Raw genomic sequence first — 20,106 nt, 5'->3', positions numbered from 1 at the left:
GATACGTGTCATATTATTTCTCATGCAGGTTACTGACCTTTGGGATGAATTAACATAAAGCATAACCATGAATCTGAAGAAAACCATGTGATAAGACAATAGAAAATCTTTTAAGTAAAAAATAATATAAGAATTTGATACAATTATAAAATTCTTCCAATTAACAAACTTTAAACATTTATTAATCAAAAAAAAAAATTGAAATGAAAACAAATGCAAAATTACAAAGAGATGTTCAAAATGCCATTAAATGGGAACCATTACTGCATGCAGCAGAAATTGGAGTTATTGCAAAAGACGGTGTGATTTCCCTTACCGGCGTAGTTGACAACTATGCAAAAAAAGCTGAGGCCGAAAATGCTGCTAAAAAAGTTGCTGGTGTTAAGGCTTTAGTTGAAAATATTGAAGTAAAATTTCCAAGCTCATTGAAAAAGGCAGATGCTGAAATAGCCAAGGAAGTACTGGATGCATTACGATCTAATTATTCTATTCCTGATGATAAAATAATGGTAAAAGTGGAAGATGGATGGGTAACCTTAGAAGGGGAATTACCATGGCATTACCAAAAGGAAGAGGTGGCCAGCGTGGTAAAATATCTTACCGGTGTAAAGGGCTTGATCAATAAGATTACAATTAAATCAGAATTAGACGATGCAATACAAAAAAAAGACATTCAAGATGCCCTGAAAAGAAGCTCAATTTATGATAATGATATTAAAGTATCCGTTTTGGGAACAACAGTAACTTTAACGGGAACTGCAAATTCATTGTATCAGAAAGAAGAAGCCGGCCGTATTGCCTGGAAAACTCCGGGTATATGGAATGTAAAAAATGAACTGGAAGTTAATTATGAATATGATTTTTATTAATCCTGAATTTAATCTTTGACCTGTGGAAGATGACTTTTCCGCAGGTCAATTATCAGTTCATATACATTATTACCAAAAAAATCACCAAAATCTATTCATTAAATACCGTTGAACTTATGAAAAGGTTAGAAGATAAAGTTACCATCATAACCGGTGGTTCTGGAAGCATAGGAAAAATTACAGCTAAAATATTTTTAGAAGAGGGAGCAAAAGTAATGCTGGTAGATCTTTCTGAAAATTCTCTAAAAGATGCTGTTCAAGAACTCAACAGTGAGCATATAAAATATTGTGTTGCAGATGTCTCAAATTCAGCTGAAGTTGAACACTATGTTGCTGAGACCATAAAATTATTTGGAAAAATAGATGTGTTTTTCAACAATGCAGGGATTGAAGGGATTGTAAAGCCAATTGAGTATTATCCTGAGGATATTTTTGATAAAATCATATCCGTCAATGTCAAAGGTGTATGGCTGGGTAATAAATATGTTTTGCCCCAGATGAACGATGGTGGAAGCATCATTATAACTTCATCTGTGGCTGGAATATTGGGGTTTGCAGGATTAAGCGCCTATGTAACAAGCAAACATGCTGTAGTTGGCATTATGAGAACTACGGCCCTTGAAGCATCTTCGCGAAAAATCAGAGTAAATACAATTCATCCTTCTCCTGTAAATAACAGGATGATGCGTTCTATAGAAGAGAGCTCTTCTGCTGGACACGGTGATGAAATCAGAAAACAATTTGAGGCAGCGATACCGCTGGGACGATATGCGGAACCTATTGAAATTGCAAAACTGGTTTTATTTCTTGCAAGCGAAGACAGCAAGTTCATTACAGGGACAACTCAGATTATTGACGGCGGAATGTCCGCTGAATAGTTATATGTATTGTCTGCAGTATAAAAAACGGTAAAATCAATTAAAATGAAAATACAGATAGGAATAGCAAACAATCATCGTCAGGCAATCGCTGATCAACTTATAAAAATATTGGCAGATGAAAACATTTTGTATACAAAAACTAAAAATGCCCATTGGAATGTTGAAGGAGCTGATTGTTATGGCAAACATGTTTTTTTTGAAACTCAATACAAACAATTGGATGATATCATAAACAGCATCGCAGAAAGAATACGTTCCCTCGGTCATGTTGTACCGGCAACGCTACAATCGTATTTAAGATTAACTCATTTTACTGAGCAGATTGAGGAAAGGCATAACGGCCAGGCCTTTATTACAGAATTGTTACAAGATCATGAGAGTCTAATTCTAATACTTTGTGAGTATATCATGAGTTGTAAGGATGACTTACACGATATAGCAACAGAGCATTTTATAACGCGCCTATTAGAAATACATCAGAAAATGGCTTGGCTTTTACGTTCACATATAATAGAATAAATTCTCAGACTAAAATTAGTTCTAAATGTGATATATCTTTTTTGAGTAAGAATTATTTCCATATTTCATAAAATAAATGCTTTGCATTTTCCTTAGTAAAAAGTCCTGTTCCTTGGGTCATTGTAGTGGCAGATCCACAAGCAATTCCCATGGAAAGGGCTTCTTTACAATTACCCCCTTTTACCAAAACTGAAACCATTCCTGCAACCATGCTATCTCCGGCACCAACAGTGCTTTTCACTTCGACAACCGGTGCCGCAATCTTAATTTTTTCACTTTCTGAAAATAAGACAGCTCCCTGAGAGCCCAACGATACTACCACAATCTCAGCTTTACCCTGTGAAATAATAAGCCGGGCAGCTTGATCTATATCAGTTTCTTCCAGTTTTTCTTTTCCCACTAAAAAGGCAAGTTCTCCAATATTAGGTTTTAATAAAAATACCCCTTCTTCTACCGCTGTTTTCAGAGCTTCTCCTGAAGTATCGATAATTACCTTAGTTCCCATTGCCTTATAGATATTAACAAGTCTTCTTAGAAAATTCGGATTTGTGTTTGTTGGTAGACTACCACTGATGACGACAAAATCCGGACAGGGATTTATGGTAGGCAAAATGCTTAGAATATCTTTTTGCTGTTCCAGCGTCAGCTCTTCTCCGGGAAATCCAAATCGATACTGTTTGTTGGTAGAGAGATCCAAAACAATGAAATTTTCCCGCGTTTCTGAAGTAATATGAAAAGGGAATACATTCAGCTCCTCGCCCTTAAGCAAGTTTTCAAGCAGTCTGCCGGTCCTTCCCCCTGAAGTAAAAAAAATATCTGAGACTACTCCTAATCTTTTTAAGGCTCTGGATACATTAACTCCGCCTCCTCCCGGTTCATATATAGGGGAATTACAACGCAACTTCTTTTCAGGAACGATGTTTTGAACACTGCTGCTTTTGTCTACTGATGGGTTCAGTGTTATTGTTAAAATAGTTTTGTCCATTTTTATTATTTTTTAAGCTTCACGCGTACATAGCTATCCAAATTTCAATAATAAAATACACACCACCAAACATTTATCCTGATTAACATCATGATTCATTGTGATGTTAGTCATCTTATATTCTGCGAAGTTGCCGGAACTTTGAAGTATAAAATCGTATAACAAATGAAAACAAATGCAGAATTACAAAAAGATGTTCAGGATGCCATTCAATGGGAACCTTTGCTGTATTCAGCAGAAATTGGTGTTGTTGTAAATAACGGAATTGTTTCCCTTACAGGTAATGTAGACAGTTATGCAAAAAAGCTGCAGGCTGAGCATGCCGCAAAAAATGTTACAGGGGTAAGGGTTTTGGTAGAAGATATTGAAGTAAAATTACCGGACCCCCGCTCAAAAACCGATGTCGAAATCGCCAGTGAAATTATAACGGCATTTAATGCAAACTCATTTATTCCACAAGAAAAAATAACAGTAAAAGTAGAAGATGGATGGGTGGATCTGGATGGTGAAGTATCTTGGGAGTATTTAAGGGAAATTACAGAAAATGCCGTTAAGTATCTTCCCGGCGTTAAAGGTATTTACAATAATATCACCATTAACCCAGAAATCCGGGACACTGTTGAAAAGAGTGATATTGAGAGGGCACTTGACAGAAGTTCGATTGATAATAGTGAAATCAGTGTATCAGTATCTGGAACCACTGTCATATTAACGGGCACGGTACATACCTGGCATCAAAAGGAGGAAGCTGGTCGTATTGCATGGAAAACCCCTGGTATACAGGATGTAAAAAATAAGTTAGAGGTAGATTATGAGTATAATTTATAAATAATAGGCCTATACCCATTTTTTACGCACTGCATGGTATCGGTTTTGTTGATAGGCATAATCCTATAGATCATAAACAAAAGGCACTGGAATATTTTAAATGCAACATCGTGAAAACTTATTTTAAAAATTACCTTAGCATAGCAGGCAACATAGCTTTATTCTCCCGGCGATTTTTTAAAGAAATTTTCAAACCGGGATTTGAGTTTAAAGAGTTTATACGACAATGTTTTGTTGTTGGTTACCAGTCGTTGCCTTTAGTAACGATAACGGCTTTTATTATGGGATTAGTCCTTACCATACAGTCACGTCCGGCTATGGCAAGGTTCGGTGCAGAATCTATGATACCTGGTATGGTTTCACTGTCATTAATAAGGGAAATTGCACCAGTCATTACGGCTTTGATTTGTGCAGGAAGAGTTTCGTCAGGAATTGGAGCAGAACTGGGTTCTATGAAAGTCACAGAACAAATTGACGCCATGGAGGTTTCAGCGATCAATCCTTATCGGTATCTGGTGGTAACCAGAACTCTTGCTACAACATTAATGATTCCTATTTTAGTATTATATGCCGATCTGATTGGGATTATGGGCGGCTTTGTCGGCATCAATATGCATAGTGAAAGCAATATTGAACATTATTTCTCCCATGTATTTCAATCGCTAGAATATGAAGACATTTTACCAGCTATCATTAAGACGTTCTTTTTCGGATTTTTTATTGGAATTATTGGTTGTTATGAAGGATTTAATGCTTCGGGGGGAACTAAAAGTGTGGGAAAAGCGGCAAATTCAGCCGTAGTTTCAGCATCTTTGATCATTTTTATCATTGATCTTATTGCAGTACAGATAACCGACTTATTTTTTGAATTATAATGGAAAATAGAGGAAAATTTACAGCTGAGCGCAATGAATTACAAAACTGCGAAACATTGATAGAATTTAAAAATGTTTACAAATCATATGGCAGTAATAAGGTACTCAATGGTATCAGCTTTACCGTTAAAAGAGGAGAAAATCTGGTCATTTTAGGAAAATCAGGCTCGGGGAAGTCTGTTACTGTTAAATGTCTAGTAGGTCTCACCAAAGTTGATAAAGGAGAAATATTTATATCAGGAAAGGATATAACAAAATTGGATAATGAAGGGCTTAACCTGATCCGAATGAAAATTGGTTTTTTATTCCAAAATGGGGCCTTATATGATTCAATGACGGTCAGGGAGAATTTAGTTTTTACATTGCAGCACAATAATAAAATGCTTAATGAGCAGGAAATAGAAACAGCTGTTAAAGAAGCGTTACAAAATGTAGGACTGGAGGAAGCGATTGACCTATTACCGGCAGAACTCTCGGGAGGAATGAGAAAGAGGATCGGGCTGGCAAGAGCATTAATCATTAAACCGGAAATTATCATTTATGATGAGCCTACCGGAGGCCTAGATACTATCACAGCTCGTGAAATTATCGGGCTCATTCGAAATATCAAACTAAAATACAATACCTCATCCATTATCATAACACATGATTTAACCTGTGCAAAATATACCGGTGACAGGGTCATCGTCCTTAAAGACGGTATCATTAAAGCTGAAGGCAACTATAAAGACATAGAAAATAATGCCGATGATTGGGTAAAATCTTTTTTTGAGAAATAAATAAAGTAATCATGAACAACGAGTCATCAAACAACTGGAAATTGGGAATTTTTGTCACAGCTGGCATCCTTCTTTTCATAGCAACCATCTACTTTATTGGTGTCAACAGAAATTTGTTTGGCTCTAACTTCGTTCTTCGTTCTGAGTTTAAAAACGTCAGCGGATTAAAGCAAGGCAGTAATGTCCGCCTTTCCGGAATTAACATTGGAACAGTCAGCAAAATAAATTTTATTTCAGATTCATTGGTTTTGGTAAAGCTATTAATAAGAAAGGATGTTCAAAAATATATCAAAACTGATGCAGTTGCCAGCATTGCATCTGACGGATTAATGGGTGATAAAATACTTATTATTACCCCCGGCCCCCAATCTAACACTATAGTGAAGGATAATGACTACATTACTTCTTATAAAACCATCGAGATAGATGATATACTCTCGAGTGTAAAACAAAGTACTGACAATGCCGAAGCAATTACTGATGAGCTTGTGGAGTTCAGCAGTAAAATGAATAACAAGAATAGTTTATTGACAAAAATAATGACCAATAAAGATTTTGCTTCGAGAATTGACAAGACCATAGAAAACCTGCAACTAAGCTCCCGAGAACTGGCAAAATTCACCTCCCTTATGAATAATAAAAATGGATTTGCATCAAAAATATTTACCGATAAGAAATGGTCAGATAATATTGAAGGCAGTATTTCTAATTTGAGGAACAGTTCTCAAGAAATCAGTAGGTTTACAACAAAACTAAACGACAAAAACAATGTATTTTCTCAATTATCTTCCAACGATTCTTTAGCTCTTTCAATAGAAAAGACATTGCACAATCTTGAAAAAAGCTCTGATGATCTTATTCAATTTACATCGAAAATAAATAATGATGAGAATGTATTATCGAAACTTACAAACAATCCTAAATTAGGGAAGTCTGTAGATTCCACTATCATTAATATTGAAAAAGGTGTCGGTGAATTGAGAGAAATAGAAGCCGCCGCTAAGAACAATTTTTTGCTAAGGGGTTATTTTAATAAAAAGAGAAAAGAAAACGAAAAACAAAAAAGATAATTGCTGCCTAATCATTCAAAATTATAATTCATTTATCCTTACATAATGCCAACGTACTATTAAGATAGGCAAAAAAGAACCCAATTAAATATTTTTTATTTTGGGTTTAATTTCTTTGATATACATCATTAAACTTTCTTCAATACAAGTGAAAGCTTCTTTCCTATTTTTGAAACCAAATACCTGTACTATTTTCTCTTCTAATTTTTTATATTCTTCAAAAAAATTCTGAATCTCATTAATGGTATAAGCCGGCAGATCTTCAATATCATGAATGTGCAGCATAGAAGAATCATTTTCAGCCACCGCTATTATTTTATGATCTTTTTTATCTTCGTCCGTCATCTCCATTATTCCTATTACCCTTGCATTAACCAGAGTAAGGGGAACAAGGTTTTCCGAACATAGCACAAGAATATCTAACGGATCTCCGTCACTGTAATAGGTCTGTGGTATAATCCCGTAATTGGCAGGATAATACATGGAAGATAAAAGAATCCTATCCAATCTTATTAATCCCGAGAGTTTGTCTATTTCATATTTTGTGCGGCTGCCAGTAGGGATTTCAATAACTGCTGTAACTATTTGTGGCAGATGCTCTCCTGGTGAAACATCATGCCACGGATGTTGGTTTCCTATCATTATTTTAGTATTAATTGTTTATCCGTTATTCTTAATTTATTCCTGTAATTTTCAAGAATATAGTATTCCTAAGAATTGGTAGTATCACTATACTTTTGCTTTTCTTATTCTTCTTAAATACTTATAGATCTCAAACCATAAAACAGAAACCGCTGCGATGAAAACAGTGAATCCCAATTCACTTATATTAAGTGCTGTTACCTTAAAGAATAGAGAGACAGGCTTTACGTATAATATTGCAAAAAGCAATCCCAGAACTAAGACAGAAATACCAATAAGCAAGGGATTACGGTTTCTGAAACTTTCCAACACACTATAAAAGAATGATCTGTTAACAAAACTCAGTAATATATTGGCAAAGATCAATGTACTGAATACCATTGCTCTTGTCTTAGCTTCATCACCCCCGTTTTGAACTGTAAACTGATATACAAATAAAACTCCGAGGGTTATCACTACCCCTTGAATAAAGCTGATTCCCAACTCACTCAAACTTAAAAAAGTATCTCCGATGGCTCGTGGCGGCTGCTTCATTGTGTTTTTTTCCATGGGCTCATTCTCATAAACAATAGAACAAGTCGGTCCCATTACTAATTCAAGGAAAATAACGTGAACCGGCGTAAATATGTGTGGAAATATCCATCCCAAAAACAGAGGTAAAGATACTGTCAGTATAATAGGAATATGAATTGAAATAATATACTGAACCGCCTTTTTAATATTGTTATAAATTCTCCTTCCTGCAGCAATTCCCACAATCAGTTTTTCTAAATCATCATTCGTAATGACCAATGCAGCAACTGATTTGGCAATTTCGGTTCCTTTACTTCCCATTGCAACACCAATATGCGCTGCTTTTAAGGCAGGACCATCATTAACACCGTCTCCAAGCATGGCCACCACTTCGCCTTTCTTTTTAAGCGCATGTACTATCGCAAGTTTCGCATCCGGAAACATCCTGGTAAATAAAGTGGTCTTTTCCGAGATTTCCATTAATGCTTCTTCAGTATTATTCATTATTTCACTACCATTTATGGCAGGAGCAATGTTGATAATTCCGGCCTGTATTGCAATTGCTTTGGTTGTATCTTCATTATCTCCCGTTATAACCTTTACCTTAATACCAGCATCATAAATCTCTTGAAATACTTTATGAATTCCTTGTTTGGGAGGGTCATAAAATACAGTCAGTCCTAGAAATTCAAATACAAAATCCTGCTGTCTTTGAGGAAAATTATTTCCTTCAAAATGTGATTTCGCAACTCCCAAAACACGGTAACCTTGCTGTCCAAATGTTTTTATAATATCCCTTATTTTTTCTTTTTCTGTCTCTGAAAGGCTGGAAACATTCAAAATTGCTTCCGGAGCTCCTTTTGCTGCAATAATCCGGTCTTTGTGTTCATTTTCAAAAAGATGGGTCATCATTGGTGGTTTACCCTCCAGCGGATATTCATGAAACAGCTGATAGTCTTTTCTCTGATCAGGCTTTCGGTTCTGCTCATAGATTTTATGCAGTGAGATTTCCATGGGATCAAAAGGTACAGGTTCACTACTCCACATTGCATAATCAATAAGTTCTTTCAAATTTTCAACATTAAATTCTTTTTCTCCATAAATCCTTCCTGATTGGTAATCGTACAAATGTTTCAAGTGCATTGAATTTTCTGTAATGGTTCCTGTTTTATCAGTGCATATAACGGTAGTACTTCCTAAAGTTTCTACAATACTGCTTCGCTTAATAATAATTCCCTGACGCATAAGCTTCCATGCTCCCAACGCCATAAAGGTTGTAAATGCTACAGGAATTTCCTCAGGTAATACAGACATTGCCAGGGTTAATCCACTAAGAAGACTCGTTATGAGGTCTCTGGTTTTAATATAACTGAAGATACAAACCATAAGAAAAATAATGATCCCAATGACAGCCATCCATTTTACAAACTTTCGGATCTGGATCTGTAACGGTGATATTTCTTCTTTTATATTCAATATAGATTCCCCAATTTTTCCTACGCGGGTTTCTGAGCCTATTTTTTCAACTTTGAAAACCGCCAAACCTGAAACGGTAACCGTACCACTATATACAAGATTGTCCTCGGATTTACTATCCTTAAAAACTGAAAAGCTTTCGCCCGTAAGAGATGATTCATTCACAGAGAAATCATTGCTGTGTACAATCATTCCATCAGCATTTATATTCTTTCCTTCTTCTGTAACACATAAATCACCTACAACAATTTCGTGGGTTGGGATTTCCATTATTTGCGAGTTTCTGATGACCTTACTTAAAGGTTCGTTCAGTTTCTCAAGTTCCTCCAGAGCTTTTTTACTGCGATTATCCTGATAAAAAGAAATAGCAGTTACCGCAACAATAGCCACAAACATAAAGGCAGCCTCACCATAATCCCCCACTATCACATAAATGACAGAAATAATGATAAGCAAGATCAGCATAGGTTCTTTTAAAATATCAATGACCAGATCAAACCATGTATTTTTATCGACCCCCTCCAAACGATTATATCCATTTCGTTGCCGGGAAGCTACCACTTCATCATGTGTAAGACCTGTAAGACCTTCTGGTATATTGTAAGACATAACAAATAAATAGGTTATCTAAAAATAAGCAATTATTATATACAAATTCAATTTCCCTTCTTGACCAGTATCAGGTTTCAATGTGATGTATATCATAGTGTTTTTTCCAAAGTTTCTGGAATTTTGATTGATAAATTACGTTATCATGAAGACAAATACAGAATTACAAAAAAATGTTCAGGATGCCATTAAAAGAGAGCCATTATTGCATGCAGCAGAAATAGGGGTAACTGCAAAAGACGGTGTCGTTGCCCTTACTGGAGTAGTTGATCATTATGCAAAAAAAATAGAAGCCGAGAATGCTGCAAAAAAAGTTGTTGGAGTAAAAGTTTTAGTAGAAAACATTATCGTTAAATCTCAAGATTCCTTATCTATAACTGATGATGAAATTGCTGCAGAGATTTTAAAAACTTTTAAATCCAATGCATTGATTCCAGAGAACAAAATCAAAGTGATTGTGGAAAATGGTCAGGTGACTTTGGAAGGTGAATTACAATGGGATTATCAACGGGAAATTACTCAAAATGCAATCCGGTATCTTTCAGGTGTAAAAGGGGTAATCAATCATATAAAAATCATATCAGACATAATGGATGATATTAAACAAAAAGATATTGAGCACGCAATGAACATGACCTGGGCACTTTATAATAATGATATACACATTCAAGTATCCGGCACTACAGTGATTTTAACAGGAACAGTAAATTCATGGCATCAAAAAGAAGAAGCCGGCCGTATTGCATGGAAAACTCCAGGGGTAAGATCTGTAGATAACAGGTTATTTGTGGATTATGAATATTCAAAAAGTAGTTTATCATCGTAGATATGACTCTTCTATTCAAGCTGTATAGCAGCTAATTGTAAAATTACAGCAAACTTTGTTTTAATAATAATGAATAGCCATTAAGTTTAACACTATTCTGTAAAAGATTCACAAAAACAACCTCTAAATCTCAATCAAATGTGTTTTTCAGCAATTTCAAGTTTTTCAGCAGGTATAGCACTCACGGCTGTTGGTATAGCATGTATAAAAAAAACACGGCATTCTTCACAGCATCTTTTCGCATGTATTCCATTTATTTTTGGAGTCCAACAGCTAACAGAAGGAATACTTTGGCTAACCCTTCCCCAGCCAGATCATATCATTATGCAACGGGCTGCAACCTTTATATTTCTATTTTTTGCAGAGATTCTGTGGCCCGTTTGGGTACCTATTTCTCTTTTAATGTTTGAGGACAATGAGCCCCGAAAAAAAGTACAGAAGATATTATTAGGTGTAGGAATCATCGTAAGTATTTATTTGGCATATTGTCTTTTATCATATCATGTGGAAGCAAAGATTATGGGTCATCATATTACTTACATCCAAAACTATCCTGCTTCATTGAGGAATTATAGTATTATATCATATGGCGTGGCAACAATTGCTCCTCCGTTTTTTTCCCAACTAAAAAGAATGCACTTTTTTGGTATAGCCATTTTGGTTTCTTATATAGTTTCAGAGATCTTTTACGATCATTACATACTCTCTGTTTGGTGTTTTTTCGCGGCAATCATAAGCATGTCTGTTTATATAATTGTGAGTGAAAAAACAGATAAAAAGCAAAGAGAGTATCCTGAAATTTATGTCAAATAAAAATAATTTAGCTATAGTAGAAAAGATGAAGAAATACAAGCTCGGAAGATTAGGCATGGTAATTTAAATGTATTAAAAATAGATTTCTTCAACTTTTCAAGAGATCACTATATTTCTTGAACTGAATACTTACAGATGTCTATTCATTTCCATTTATTTTGCTCAATCTTATTCATTTCATAATCAGCAGCCATTCAAATTCAAACATAGCCAAATAGCGCCACTTGAAGCCAAGTAGCGCTATTTTTTAATAAATATTGATAAAAGTTTAATTTTGAAAATCCTAACAAGAAAGATGCTATTTAAATCTCAAATTCAGGGAAATAATATCAGACTTCATCCCAACAGATTTCGTGTAATGTCCGTATCTGATTTCAAGCATATTCAGCCTCTCTACCCCAAATAAACCGTTCTTCGGACTGATTCTGATTCCTGCCCCGTAAAAATTACTGCTGAATTTTGAAAGGTCATAATTACTTGTATAAAAGTCATCAAAAGCCGTGTGCTCTTGATAAGGTGCAAAATATTTAGCCGCAGTCTGAGAATAATATCTGTAAAACGGACTTACCGAAACAAAAGGTGAAATTTTCACGGGCGTTTCCAGGCTGAAAGTATTGGATTTTAAACCCCAATCGTCGGTATAATAACGGTAATATGCTCTCAGAATCACTTTGTCCCCGAGAAAATAATTTGCTCTTACCCCCAATGGAATTTTAAACCTTTTATCCGGTAAAGCCTCCTGATGAACTGAATTATCATTGAAATAAACTCTGTGGAAAGGTAAACTCAAATACCCTGTCTGCTGAACACCATCTGCCAAAAATTCAACCTGAAAGTTCTGATTGATGATTTGTGAATAGGAAAGCGACAGTGCATAAGTATTTCTTCCGCTTGTGCCGTAGCTCTCGTGTTCACCTCCTGTGCTTCCGTTTGTTCTAAGCTCAATTGGGGCAATCAGTTTTACCTGATCCAGATAAGCCTGGAATTTTGCGGTAAACTCTCCCATTCTGTTCTTGGTTTTTTGTGAAAACCCGATGTTTGCACCGTAAGATGTATAATCAAATTCAAAAGACGTAGAAACACCCGCCATTAAAGTCGTTCCTTTTTCGTTATTTTCACGACTCCAGCTTAATGCAGGATAAATCCTGTTGTCTGCGTGGGAAGCTGATGAATTGGCTTTCAGATCGATCATATCCGACGAAGCGGACGTATAATGATCAATCCCAACACTGAAATCGAATTTATTTTTCCTGTCTTTCTTGTCGTATTTTATCATAGTTACGTCAATGGTATTGGAAATATCAGTCAGTTTTTCCGTACCGATTCCTCCCGTAACTGCAGAGTTGTTCCCGTTTTGTTTGTAATAGCTTGAAACTAAATTAGCTTCATCAAAAGTTAGTTTTTTAAGCTGTTCATTGTTTGTGTTCTCCTGTGCTTTTGCGTTGAAAATTCCGAAAAGAGCAATAACACTTACGATCAATTTTTTCATTTTTAAATCACGATTAAATTTTACGATTACTCTTTTTAGTTACAGCCGCAACCACCGCCAACTTTTCCGGCATTGGCGCCCGAAGATCCTTCTCTGTACGATTGAAAGCTTAGTTCGGTTTTTTCAATTTTTCGGTTTCCGAGAGCCATTTCAGCGTCATTTAATTTATTTTTTTCGTATTCTTTTACGGTGGTACAAGACTGTACTGAAGCAACTGTGATCAGTAGGCAAGCTAATATTTTTATAAAGTTTTTCATTTTAAATTAATGTTTTGAGATGAATAAATTTTGTCCTGATCATCAATAATGATACATTCCAGATGATTGATCTGGTTGATCATATTGAGTGCGGCATCGATTCCCATAATGCTTACGGGAGTAGCCATTGCATCGGCAATTTCTGCGTTGGGACAAAAGATCGTAACACTTTTTACGCCCGAAACAGGCGTTCCTGTTTTCGGATTAATGGTATGAGAATATTTTTTACCGTTGATCACGACGAATTTTTCATAATTTCCCGAAGTTGCAATCGCCATATCTGTGATATTCATATACGAAAACGGCTGTTTAGCGTTATCTGGATCGGCAATTCCTACAGTCCAGGGTTTTCCGTCTGCCTGATTTCCCCAGGTCGTTAAATCTCCTGAAGCATTTACAATTCCGGCAGTGACACCTCTGTTTTGAAGCATTTGTTTTGCCATTTCTGCAGCATACCCCTTCCCGATTCCCCCAAAACCGATCCGCATTCCTTTTTCTTTGAGGAAAACCGTTTGCTTTTCGCGATCAAGAATAATATTCTGATAATTAACCAATTTAAGATGATCTTTAATCACTTCAGGATTGGGAAGCTCTTTCATTTCTTTGTCAAAATTCCAGAAACTTTTATCGATTCCGCCATAGGAAATATCAAAATAACCGTCCGTTATTCTGCTGATTTTAAGACTTCTTTCAATCAGATCAAAAATCTCCCAATCCACTTTTATGGGTTCGATTCCTGCATTTCTGTTGATGAGATTCGTCTGGCTTTCCTCACTGAATGTCGTCAGAAGTTTTTCAATTCTCAGGATTTCTTCGATAGCTGCATCGATATGCTGATTTGCCGAATTTTCATCATCGCTTACAACGGTAATTTCAAAAGCGTTCCCCATTAATTTCTGAGGTCTTTTGAATTCTCTTAACATATACCTTTTATTTTTGATTTTCTTTGATACTTCTTATTTCTTTGCTGAAAGCCAATGCATTTTCCGAAGGAAGACCTTCCCAGCTTTTCAGGATTTTGCCTTCAGAATTTAGTAATAATGTGTAAGGAAATAATCCTTTTTGATTATACTGATCAGCAAGTGAAGCATTTTCTTTTTTCAGTTCTGAGGAAAGCTGATTTTTTTTGTTTCTTGGAAAATCTGCATTGATGTAAACGACCACATTTTCCATCTCCAGCTTTTTAAATTCATCGGTTTCGATAATATTCTTATGGAGTTTTATACAGGGAATACACCAGTCTGAACCTGAAAAATTTAAAAGGATAAGCTCTTTATTTTGTGAGGCTTGTGTTTTGGCATTTTCCAAACGGTTTTGCGCATGAATGCCAACAGCGAATACAACCATTAAAATGGCTGAAAATAGTGTTTTCATTATTCTGAATTAATAATATAAATTAAGTAATTGATGATATTGATTTGTAGAAACTACAAATCATTTTTCTGCCCAAATTATGAACAAGCAGCCTTTGGCGGTTCCCAAACAGAATTCAGGAAACCTTTATAGCAAAGATCTTCATCTTTTGAAGGAATTTTATGATATTGTAAAGGACTGAAATGATATGTTGCTGTTTCAAAACTGAAGCCCGGATTAATTGTAAAAACCAACGACAAGGGTGTAGAATGTATAATAAACGGAAGTCTTTGATCTTTTCCGTAATCTCCATCTTTCACCGGATGATCATAGTGTGTTCTCAGAAATGCCGTAAGCGTCATATCCGGATTCAATTCTTTATGTTCGATGTAATGCTCGATCAGTTCCGGGATTTTCAAAAGCTGATACAATTCGGTTGTGGAAACTAAATATAAAAATAACAACAATATGGAAATCAACTTTTTCACTAATCAAAATTATGAAATATTTTATTACGAATGATTTTAAAAAATCAAATACTGCTTATTTAAGTATTAGAACAAATAAACACTTGTTGGTTCTGCCGAATAAATTTAATTCAAAACTACACTTTACTGATATGCTGCTTATTGTTTGATATTATAAAAAACCTTGATAGAGAATACCAAGGTTCAGCAAACTAATTATAATTGGTCAAAACCAAAAAAAATTCAAAGTATTATCCCTTTCTTAATTAACTTAAAATCAACATGAACCTCTGGTTCTTGCTGCAGATGCACTTCTGGAAGTCCCTGTATTTGTTATTTTTGTCTTCCCGAATGATCAACATAACAGCAAGTGGTGCTACAATACCATTCACCGGAGATCTCACTGCTTTAGTTAATATCTATCGGGGAAATATCATTTTTCATGCAGAGGCAGACTAATCCTCCAAATAAATATTGCAATTGGCAAATATATAAGGAATTCAGAAGGTAAAATATGAATAGAATTACTCTTTTTTCTAAATCCCGAATTTAAAAACTCCTACTTCTGTTCTCTGGATAGAGTAAAGTTGTAGGAGTTCCTGGGAATAGTTTTTCTTTATTTTTGTTTTTAGAATCTTGAAGTGTGATTTTAGCCCATCTAAAGTTTGGTGACAATTAAGTAACCATAATTATCACTTCCATTCGGAATATTCATTTGACACGTTTGGGTATTATAGCTGTCTCCTCCAGCATAATTAACAAACAACGCCACTTTTTCATTTACTGCCGTACTTTGATAAGCAACAATAAGCTTCTGTGGATTAGCATACGCATAACTGCTAACATGAATTCCTCCTGTCGCATTTCTTCGTGCAATCGCATAATCTCGGAAAATTGTATTGGTAGAATAAACAGAACTTCCATTACTGGCTGTAGCAAATATGGTATTGATAGCAATTTGGCCGGTATTAGATGATGTTGTTGGCAGTCCGGTACAAAATGCTGTCTGATACATCTCAAAAAGATATACACCAGGTTCGGGAATCGTTAGATAACTGATATTGCTGACAGATTGTGAATTGACAGTTCCCGAAACATCCGTTCCGAATCCAAAACCTGTTGTATTACCTTGAACATCTCCTCCTGCAGGAAAAGGAATATTGGTATATATATTTGTATTATAAAGCGAAAAGTTACCAAAGGATGAACTGCGTTTAAAGTAAAAATACTGAATTGTTGCAGGCTTAACCTTAGCAGCACCACTAGCATCAACAGCAAGAGGACTGTAAGGAGAAGACAAAACAGGCAGATTTTCATGTTTCACCTCAGTTTTTACATGCAGTAAATCAGTAGGTAGAGATGTACCTGTATTAATTCCTAGGTATCCATTATTTTGGAGTTTAAATAATTCTGTTCCATCTGAGTTATTAATTTCCAGAGCTTTAGTTGTCAAATCATTTCCCTTTGAAATAATATCTAATGTTGCTGAAGGATTAGTGGTATTGATACCCACTTGCCCCCAAACTTCAGCACTGACTGAAGTTAAAATTATTAAAAATATCTTTTTCATAATTAGTGAATCATAATTTGGAAATATTCATTGTTATTTTATTGGATAAACCAGGAGGAGTAGCAAAGGCACACACATTTGTGGGAAAGTTATCACCAAAACCATAATTTACAAAAAGGGCAATTTTTTCATTTGCTGCTGTAGTTTCAAATACTAGAAAAACAGTGTGGGGAAGTGGGAAATTGTAAGGGCCTGTAATTACTGCACCAGTATCATTTCTTCTGGGTAAACCATTGTAACGGACTACGGCTAACCTATTGTAGCTCGTACTAGCTGAAGATGCTTTGAATAGAGCTGTTCCTATTCCCAACATCCCATTGGATGAATCAGTAGGACTTCCAGTGCAATTGGTATAGTAATTTAAATTTATTTTATAAACCCCAGGCTCCGGAAAAGTGATATATCTTACATTTGAGGATGAAATTACGGTACTGTTAACATTTAAAGAGGCAGAAGCATCAGTACCAAATCCTGTACTAATAGTATTGGTAACAACCTGTGCAGAAGTAAGAGGGATATTGGTATAAATACCAGTGTCTGAAAGTGGGAAACCAGAAGTAGTAACCGTTGACGCCATTGCCATATAAAGGTATTTCGTAGGTTCTGGAACATAGGTTCCAACTGTACCATCATCTTTGATAGCAAGAGGTGATAAACTCCCGGAAACAATAGGTAAGTTTTCATACCTTACACTTCCATTAGTATGTAGTTTTGCAGTGGGATTAGAAACATTGACCCCGACATTTCCATTATCAAGAATTGTCAGAAGTTCTGTTCCATTGGAATTACTTACTTCAAGTGCTTTAGTTGTATTTGTATTTCCCTTAGATCTAATATCTAACATGGCACTAGGAGCTACCTCATTAATACCAACTTGTGCAAGTGTAGTAGCTGACAATAATATACTTGCAAAAAATACTGTTTTTTTCATATATGCTGTTTTAGAGTTTGTAAAATATGGGATATAAAAAAGTAAATCTATCTTGGTCTATTTATATAAAAATATTATAGAATAGATATGGAAAAGGGAACCTAATGACATGCTTACATTTTCTTGTCAAATGTATTGTAATATCACAAAAAGATCTGCACTGCATTTGTACTGCAATAAATAAATAACTGAATACGTGTAACTTAAACTTAAACCAATGAATACTTTCTTTTCAAACTATAAGGATTAATTCAATAGAAGGAATACCCCAAACCACATAATTGCAGCAGTAAGGTTACAAATTAATACATTGTATGATCAAAATATAGTTTCTACAAAATATGAAATAGATAAGTATATACTGAATATTTTATGAAGCAATATAATCTATCTCAGTCTGAGTAGACCAAAAGTAATGCGGGAAGCATCGGTAAAACGTTTTCTCAAAAACTGATCTTGCCTAAGATACAATTCGTCATACAGTTTTACACGTGAGACATGAACCGTTGCATTGATAAAATTAATGCTCCAAAATCCATTTATTAAAATCGATCTCCTTTGGTAGCTCAAGTTTCTTTCTTAGCCTGTATTTTTTAGATTCAACAGTCCTTAGTGATATATGGTCATAATCAGCAATTTGCTTATTGGAAAAGTTTAATTTGATAAAAGCACATAATCTTAAATCATTTAAAGTAAGATGATTATACTTCGAAGTTAGATTATTACAAAATTCAGGATACAATTCCCTAAAACGATTCATAAAAGAAGGATCAGAATTTTTTACAAGTTGAATCAGTTCATCATGGACATTGCTAAGCTTTTTTCTGAGTTCTTGAGATTCCTGCACTTTTTGATCTATTAAAAAATCTTTTAGCTTTTCTCGTTTTTTTAACTCATCACGGATCAAGTAAATAGCTACGATACTCATGACTAAAATACTTATAATAATATAGTAAAAATAATATTTATTACCTTTTTCTTTTTTCAACTCCTCATCAAGAATTTTTTCAATTACAATGTTGGTAACAGTTTCTTCCTCAGTTCTTAGACTATCACGTAGCTGAGAGTACTTCAATACAAATTCTTGTTCTTTTTCCTTATCATTAAGTCCCTTATAAGCTTCAGAAATTAATTCATATGATTCCAAATTTCTTTTTCGTAGATTGGCTTTACTAGTAATTTTTAATGAATTAAACAGATAATTCAACGCTTTATCATAATGTTTTTTTTTGATGTTGAGTTTGCCGAAGGCCCGCAAGACATTAGCCTTTCCTTCGATGGGAATCTCTTTTACAAACAATAAGTCATTAGCTTTATTAATAAAAAATTCAGCTGAATCAATATTTTGGTTTTGAAAATGTCTGTTGGCAATAGTTATAAAAAGCATGGGCATTGGAGACTGCATGCACTTTTTTTCATTGCTATATACTGAATCCATCATCCCTAATACCTGAAAGCTATTTCTTTTCCAATCATAGATATTATATAATCTCTTCTCCCTCGTCTTTTTATCTTCGATTCTTTGTGCGTATTCAAATGCAACATCAAAACTTCTTATTGCTTGTGAATGCATATGAAGTAAATTATAATTGACTCCATAGACAAAATATAGGTACTCTAAAAGATTATTATCTTGATCTTTATCGAGCTCTTTTTTAGCAATTTCTAAAAAATCCAGACTCGTTTTATTTTTCTTAAATACAGTCAGAGCATAAGCAATATTAATGTTCCCTCTTATTTCTCCTTTTTTATAGTTCTTTTTCCTGGCTACTTCAAGGTACTTTCTTTCTTGTAAAATTATTTTTTTAAAATCACCATTTTTCAGCAGTTTACCAAAACCCTCTGTCTGCAAGCTGTCAATATCATGTATCTTGGATTGTGACTTGTACTCTAAAAAAGAAAAAATGATCCCTAAAAAAAGTACTTTTCTAAAATAAATCATACCAATAAATAAAGTTGAATTCATACTTTACAAAGTTGTTTTTACTCCATTTATTGATAAGGAATGTTTATCCAGTACAGTTGATTCTGAACAATATTTATAGTTACTGAAAGAAGATAGTATTATTTTTTTCATACACTTTTTGACCTTAAATATACAATATATTATTTTTTTTCAATTTATATCATTATATTCATTAAAAAAAACAATATAAATTAATTTTATACTAAACAATAATAATTTTAAATTAATTTTTTACAATACCGCTAGAGATCACCAGTATATAGATCTTTAATTAGAATCAATGAATGCCAAGATCTTTAAAAAACACTGTAAGATGATTGTTATGGACATTTGCAAGACTTTCTTAACTATGGAAAGAGCTATTTTACTATATAAAATTAAGGACTGC

General features: G+C 34.5%; 21 protein-coding genes. 10 read left to right on the top strand and 11 right to left on the bottom strand.

From position 1 onward, the window contains the following. The first annotated feature begins 203 nt into the window (after positions 1 to 203). The 3 genes from CHRYMOREF3P_RS00585 to CHRYMOREF3P_RS00575 all read left to right on the top strand — a co-directional run bounded on the left by CHRYMOREF3P_RS00585 (position 204) and on the right by CHRYMOREF3P_RS00575 (position 2,269). On the top strand, positions 204 to 869 hold the full coding sequence (locus CHRYMOREF3P_RS00585) for a BON domain-containing protein (protein ID WP_180563567.1): 666 nt from the start codon (positions 204 to 206) through the stop codon (positions 867 to 869). Between the two features lie 116 nt (positions 870 to 985). Beyond that, the gene (locus tag CHRYMOREF3P_RS00580) at positions 986 to 1,747 is read left to right on the top strand and encodes an SDR family NAD(P)-dependent oxidoreductase (RefSeq protein WP_180563566.1); all 762 of its coding nucleotides are present in this window, start codon (positions 986 to 988) and stop codon (positions 1,745 to 1,747) included. Between the two features lie 45 nt (positions 1,748 to 1,792). Next, on the top strand, positions 1,793 to 2,269 hold the full coding sequence (locus CHRYMOREF3P_RS00575; protein ID WP_180563565.1) for a Dps family protein: 477 nt from the start codon (positions 1,793 to 1,795) through the stop codon (positions 2,267 to 2,269). Positions 2,270 to 2,321: 52 nt separating this feature from the next. On the opposite strand, the gene CHRYMOREF3P_RS00570 is transcribed toward CHRYMOREF3P_RS00575, so the two are convergent. Further along, positions 2,322 to 3,254, bottom strand: a complete 933-nt coding sequence (locus tag CHRYMOREF3P_RS00570) for a 1-phosphofructokinase family hexose kinase (RefSeq protein ID WP_180563564.1) — start codon at positions 3,252 to 3,254, stop codon at positions 2,322 to 2,324. A 165-nt stretch (positions 3,255 to 3,419) separates the two neighbouring features. Between CHRYMOREF3P_RS00570 and CHRYMOREF3P_RS00565 the strand changes: the two genes are divergently transcribed. The 4 genes from CHRYMOREF3P_RS00565 to CHRYMOREF3P_RS00550 all read left to right on the top strand — a co-directional run bounded on the left by CHRYMOREF3P_RS00565 (position 3,420) and on the right by CHRYMOREF3P_RS00550 (position 6,806). Further along, positions 3,420 to 4,082 (top strand): BON domain-containing protein, encoded by a 663-nt coding sequence (locus tag CHRYMOREF3P_RS00565; protein ID WP_180563563.1) that lies wholly within the window; start codon positions 3,420 to 3,422, stop codon positions 4,080 to 4,082. Positions 4,083 to 4,192: 110 nt separating this feature from the next. Further along, positions 4,193 to 4,957 carry an MlaE family ABC transporter permease gene (locus tag CHRYMOREF3P_RS00560; RefSeq protein WP_180563562.1) on the top strand — a complete coding sequence of 255 codons (765 nt, stop codon included), beginning with the start codon at positions 4,193 to 4,195 and terminating at the stop codon, positions 4,955 to 4,957. Next, positions 4,957 to 5,736, top strand: coding sequence for an ABC transporter ATP-binding protein (locus CHRYMOREF3P_RS00555; RefSeq protein WP_180563561.1), 780 nt, complete (start codon positions 4,957 to 4,959; stop codon positions 5,734 to 5,736). Before CHRYMOREF3P_RS00560 ends, CHRYMOREF3P_RS00555 begins: the two co-directional genes overlap by 1 nt. A 41-nt stretch (positions 5,737 to 5,777) precedes the next feature. Continuing rightward, on the top strand, positions 5,778 to 6,806 hold the full coding sequence (locus CHRYMOREF3P_RS00550) for an MlaD family protein (RefSeq protein WP_232538923.1): 1,029 nt from the start codon (positions 5,778 to 5,780) through the stop codon (positions 6,804 to 6,806). Positions 6,807 to 6,890: 84 nt separating this feature from the next. Here CHRYMOREF3P_RS00550 and CHRYMOREF3P_RS00545 read toward each other — a convergent pair whose 3' ends face one another. After that, positions 6,891 to 7,448 carry an inorganic diphosphatase gene (locus tag CHRYMOREF3P_RS00545; RefSeq protein WP_180563559.1) on the bottom strand — a complete coding sequence of 186 codons (558 nt, stop codon included), beginning with the start codon at positions 7,446 to 7,448 and terminating at the stop codon, positions 6,891 to 6,893. A gap of 87 nt (positions 7,449 to 7,535) precedes the next feature. Then, positions 7,536 to 10,046: a cation-translocating P-type ATPase gene (locus CHRYMOREF3P_RS00540; protein ID WP_180563558.1), complete on the bottom strand. Its 2,511-nt coding sequence runs from the start codon at positions 10,044 to 10,046 to the stop codon at positions 7,536 to 7,538. A 145-nt stretch (positions 10,047 to 10,191) separates the two neighbouring features. Between CHRYMOREF3P_RS00540 and CHRYMOREF3P_RS00535 the strand changes: the two genes are divergently transcribed. After that, the gene (locus tag CHRYMOREF3P_RS00535; protein WP_180563557.1) at positions 10,192 to 10,872 is read left to right on the top strand and encodes a BON domain-containing protein; all 681 of its coding nucleotides are present in this window, start codon (positions 10,192 to 10,194) and stop codon (positions 10,870 to 10,872) included. 138 nt (positions 10,873 to 11,010) lie between these two features. Next, on the top strand, positions 11,011 to 11,685 hold the full coding sequence (locus CHRYMOREF3P_RS00530) for a DUF6629 family protein (RefSeq protein WP_180563556.1): 675 nt from the start codon (positions 11,011 to 11,013) through the stop codon (positions 11,683 to 11,685). A 298-nt stretch (positions 11,686 to 11,983) separates the two neighbouring features. On the opposite strand, the gene CHRYMOREF3P_RS00525 is transcribed toward CHRYMOREF3P_RS00530, so the two are convergent. The 5 genes from CHRYMOREF3P_RS00525 to CHRYMOREF3P_RS00505 all read right to left on the bottom strand — a co-directional run bounded on the left by CHRYMOREF3P_RS00525 (position 11,984) and on the right by CHRYMOREF3P_RS00505 (position 15,272). Further along, positions 11,984 to 13,174, bottom strand: a complete 1,191-nt coding sequence (locus tag CHRYMOREF3P_RS00525; protein WP_180563555.1) for a DUF3570 domain-containing protein — start codon at positions 13,172 to 13,174, stop codon at positions 11,984 to 11,986. A 35-nt stretch (positions 13,175 to 13,209) separates the two neighbouring features. Continuing rightward, complete coding sequence (locus CHRYMOREF3P_RS00520) at positions 13,210 to 13,431, bottom strand: DUF4266 domain-containing protein (protein ID WP_180563554.1); 222 nt, start codon at positions 13,429 to 13,431, stop codon at positions 13,210 to 13,212. After that, positions 13,428 to 14,354 (bottom strand): FAD:protein FMN transferase, encoded by a 927-nt coding sequence (locus CHRYMOREF3P_RS00515; protein WP_180563553.1) that lies wholly within the window; start codon positions 14,352 to 14,354, stop codon positions 13,428 to 13,430. Before CHRYMOREF3P_RS00515 ends, CHRYMOREF3P_RS00520 begins: the two co-directional genes overlap by 4 nt. Positions 14,355 to 14,361: 7 nt before the next feature. Then, on the bottom strand, positions 14,362 to 14,805 hold the full coding sequence (locus CHRYMOREF3P_RS00510; protein WP_180563552.1) for a thioredoxin family protein: 444 nt from the start codon (positions 14,803 to 14,805) through the stop codon (positions 14,362 to 14,364). A 77-nt stretch (positions 14,806 to 14,882) separates the two neighbouring features. Next, entirely contained in the window at positions 14,883 to 15,272 is a 390-nt protein-coding gene (locus CHRYMOREF3P_RS00505) for a hypothetical protein (RefSeq protein WP_180563551.1), read from the bottom strand. Between the two features lie 261 nt (positions 15,273 to 15,533). On the opposite strand from CHRYMOREF3P_RS00505, the gene CHRYMOREF3P_RS00500 reads away from it, so the two are divergent. Beyond that, the gene (locus tag CHRYMOREF3P_RS00500; RefSeq protein ID WP_180563550.1) at positions 15,534 to 15,710 is read left to right on the top strand and encodes a hypothetical protein; all 177 of its coding nucleotides are present in this window, start codon (positions 15,534 to 15,536) and stop codon (positions 15,708 to 15,710) included. A gap of 199 nt (positions 15,711 to 15,909) precedes the next feature. Here CHRYMOREF3P_RS00500 and CHRYMOREF3P_RS00495 read toward each other — a convergent pair whose 3' ends face one another. From CHRYMOREF3P_RS00495 to CHRYMOREF3P_RS00485, 3 genes are all read right to left on the bottom strand, one after another. After that, entirely contained in the window at positions 15,910 to 16,821 is a 912-nt protein-coding gene (locus CHRYMOREF3P_RS00495) for a hypothetical protein (RefSeq protein WP_180563549.1), read from the bottom strand. 10 nt (positions 16,822 to 16,831) lie between these two features. After that, on the bottom strand, positions 16,832 to 17,752 hold the full coding sequence (locus CHRYMOREF3P_RS00490; protein WP_180563548.1) for a hypothetical protein: 921 nt from the start codon (positions 17,750 to 17,752) through the stop codon (positions 16,832 to 16,834). 520 nt (positions 17,753 to 18,272) lie between these two features. Beyond that, positions 18,273 to 19,718 (bottom strand): helix-turn-helix transcriptional regulator, encoded by a 1,446-nt coding sequence (locus tag CHRYMOREF3P_RS00485; protein ID WP_180563547.1) that lies wholly within the window; start codon positions 19,716 to 19,718, stop codon positions 18,273 to 18,275. Between the last annotated feature and the right edge of the window lie 388 nt (positions 19,719 to 20,106).

The organism is Chryseobacterium sp. JV274, from assembly GCF_903969135.1.
Lineage (GTDB): Bacteria > Bacteroidota > Bacteroidia > Flavobacteriales > Weeksellaceae > Chryseobacterium.
The sequence above is the reverse complement of the archived record's forward strand: the minus strand, read 5'-3'. Positions and strand labels throughout refer to the sequence as shown.

Coding starts and splice junctions, on each gene's coding strand:
- CHRYMOREF3P_RS00585 (WP_180563567.1), top strand. CDS start 204: ATGAAAACAAATGCAAAATTACAAAGAGATGTTCAAAATGCCATTAAA.
- CHRYMOREF3P_RS00580 (WP_180563566.1), top strand. CDS start 986: ATGAAAAGGTTAGAAGATAAAGTTACCATCATAACCGGTGGTTCTGGA.
- CHRYMOREF3P_RS00575 (WP_180563565.1), top strand. CDS start 1,793: ATGAAAATACAGATAGGAATAGCAAACAATCATCGTCAGGCAATCGCT.
- CHRYMOREF3P_RS00570 (WP_180563564.1), bottom strand. CDS start 3,254: ATGGACAAAACTATTTTAACAATAACACTGAACCCATCAGTAGACAAA.
- CHRYMOREF3P_RS00565 (WP_180563563.1), top strand. CDS start 3,420: ATGAAAACAAATGCAGAATTACAAAAAGATGTTCAGGATGCCATTCAA.
- CHRYMOREF3P_RS00555 (WP_180563561.1), top strand. CDS start 4,957: ATGGAAAATAGAGGAAAATTTACAGCTGAGCGCAATGAATTACAAAAC.
- CHRYMOREF3P_RS00545 (WP_180563559.1), bottom strand. CDS start 7,448: ATGATAGGAAACCAACATCCGTGGCATGATGTTTCACCAGGAGAGCAT.
- CHRYMOREF3P_RS00540 (WP_180563558.1), bottom strand. CDS start 10,046: ATGTCTTACAATATACCAGAAGGTCTTACAGGTCTTACACATGATGAA.
- CHRYMOREF3P_RS00535 (WP_180563557.1), top strand. CDS start 10,192: ATGAAGACAAATACAGAATTACAAAAAAATGTTCAGGATGCCATTAAA.
- CHRYMOREF3P_RS00530 (WP_180563556.1), top strand. CDS start 11,011: ATGTGTTTTTCAGCAATTTCAAGTTTTTCAGCAGGTATAGCACTCACG.
- CHRYMOREF3P_RS00525 (WP_180563555.1), bottom strand. CDS start 13,174: ATGAAAAAATTGATCGTAAGTGTTATTGCTCTTTTCGGAATTTTCAAC.
- CHRYMOREF3P_RS00520 (WP_180563554.1), bottom strand. CDS start 13,431: ATGAAAAACTTTATAAAAATATTAGCTTGCCTACTGATCACAGTTGCT.
- CHRYMOREF3P_RS00515 (WP_180563553.1), bottom strand. CDS start 14,354: ATGTTAAGAGAATTCAAAAGACCTCAGAAATTAATGGGGAACGCTTTT.
- CHRYMOREF3P_RS00510 (WP_180563552.1), bottom strand. CDS start 14,805: ATGAAAACACTATTTTCAGCCATTTTAATGGTTGTATTCGCTGTTGGC.
- CHRYMOREF3P_RS00500 (WP_180563550.1), top strand. CDS start 15,534: ATGAACCTCTGGTTCTTGCTGCAGATGCACTTCTGGAAGTCCCTGTAT.
- CHRYMOREF3P_RS00495 (WP_180563549.1), bottom strand. CDS start 16,821: ATGAAAAAGATATTTTTAATAATTTTAACTTCAGTCAGTGCTGAAGTT.
- CHRYMOREF3P_RS00490 (WP_180563548.1), bottom strand. CDS start 17,752: ATGAAAAAAACAGTATTTTTTGCAAGTATATTATTGTCAGCTACTACA.
- CHRYMOREF3P_RS00485 (WP_180563547.1), bottom strand. CDS start 19,718: ATGAATTCAACTTTATTTATTGGTATGATTTATTTTAGAAAAGTACTT.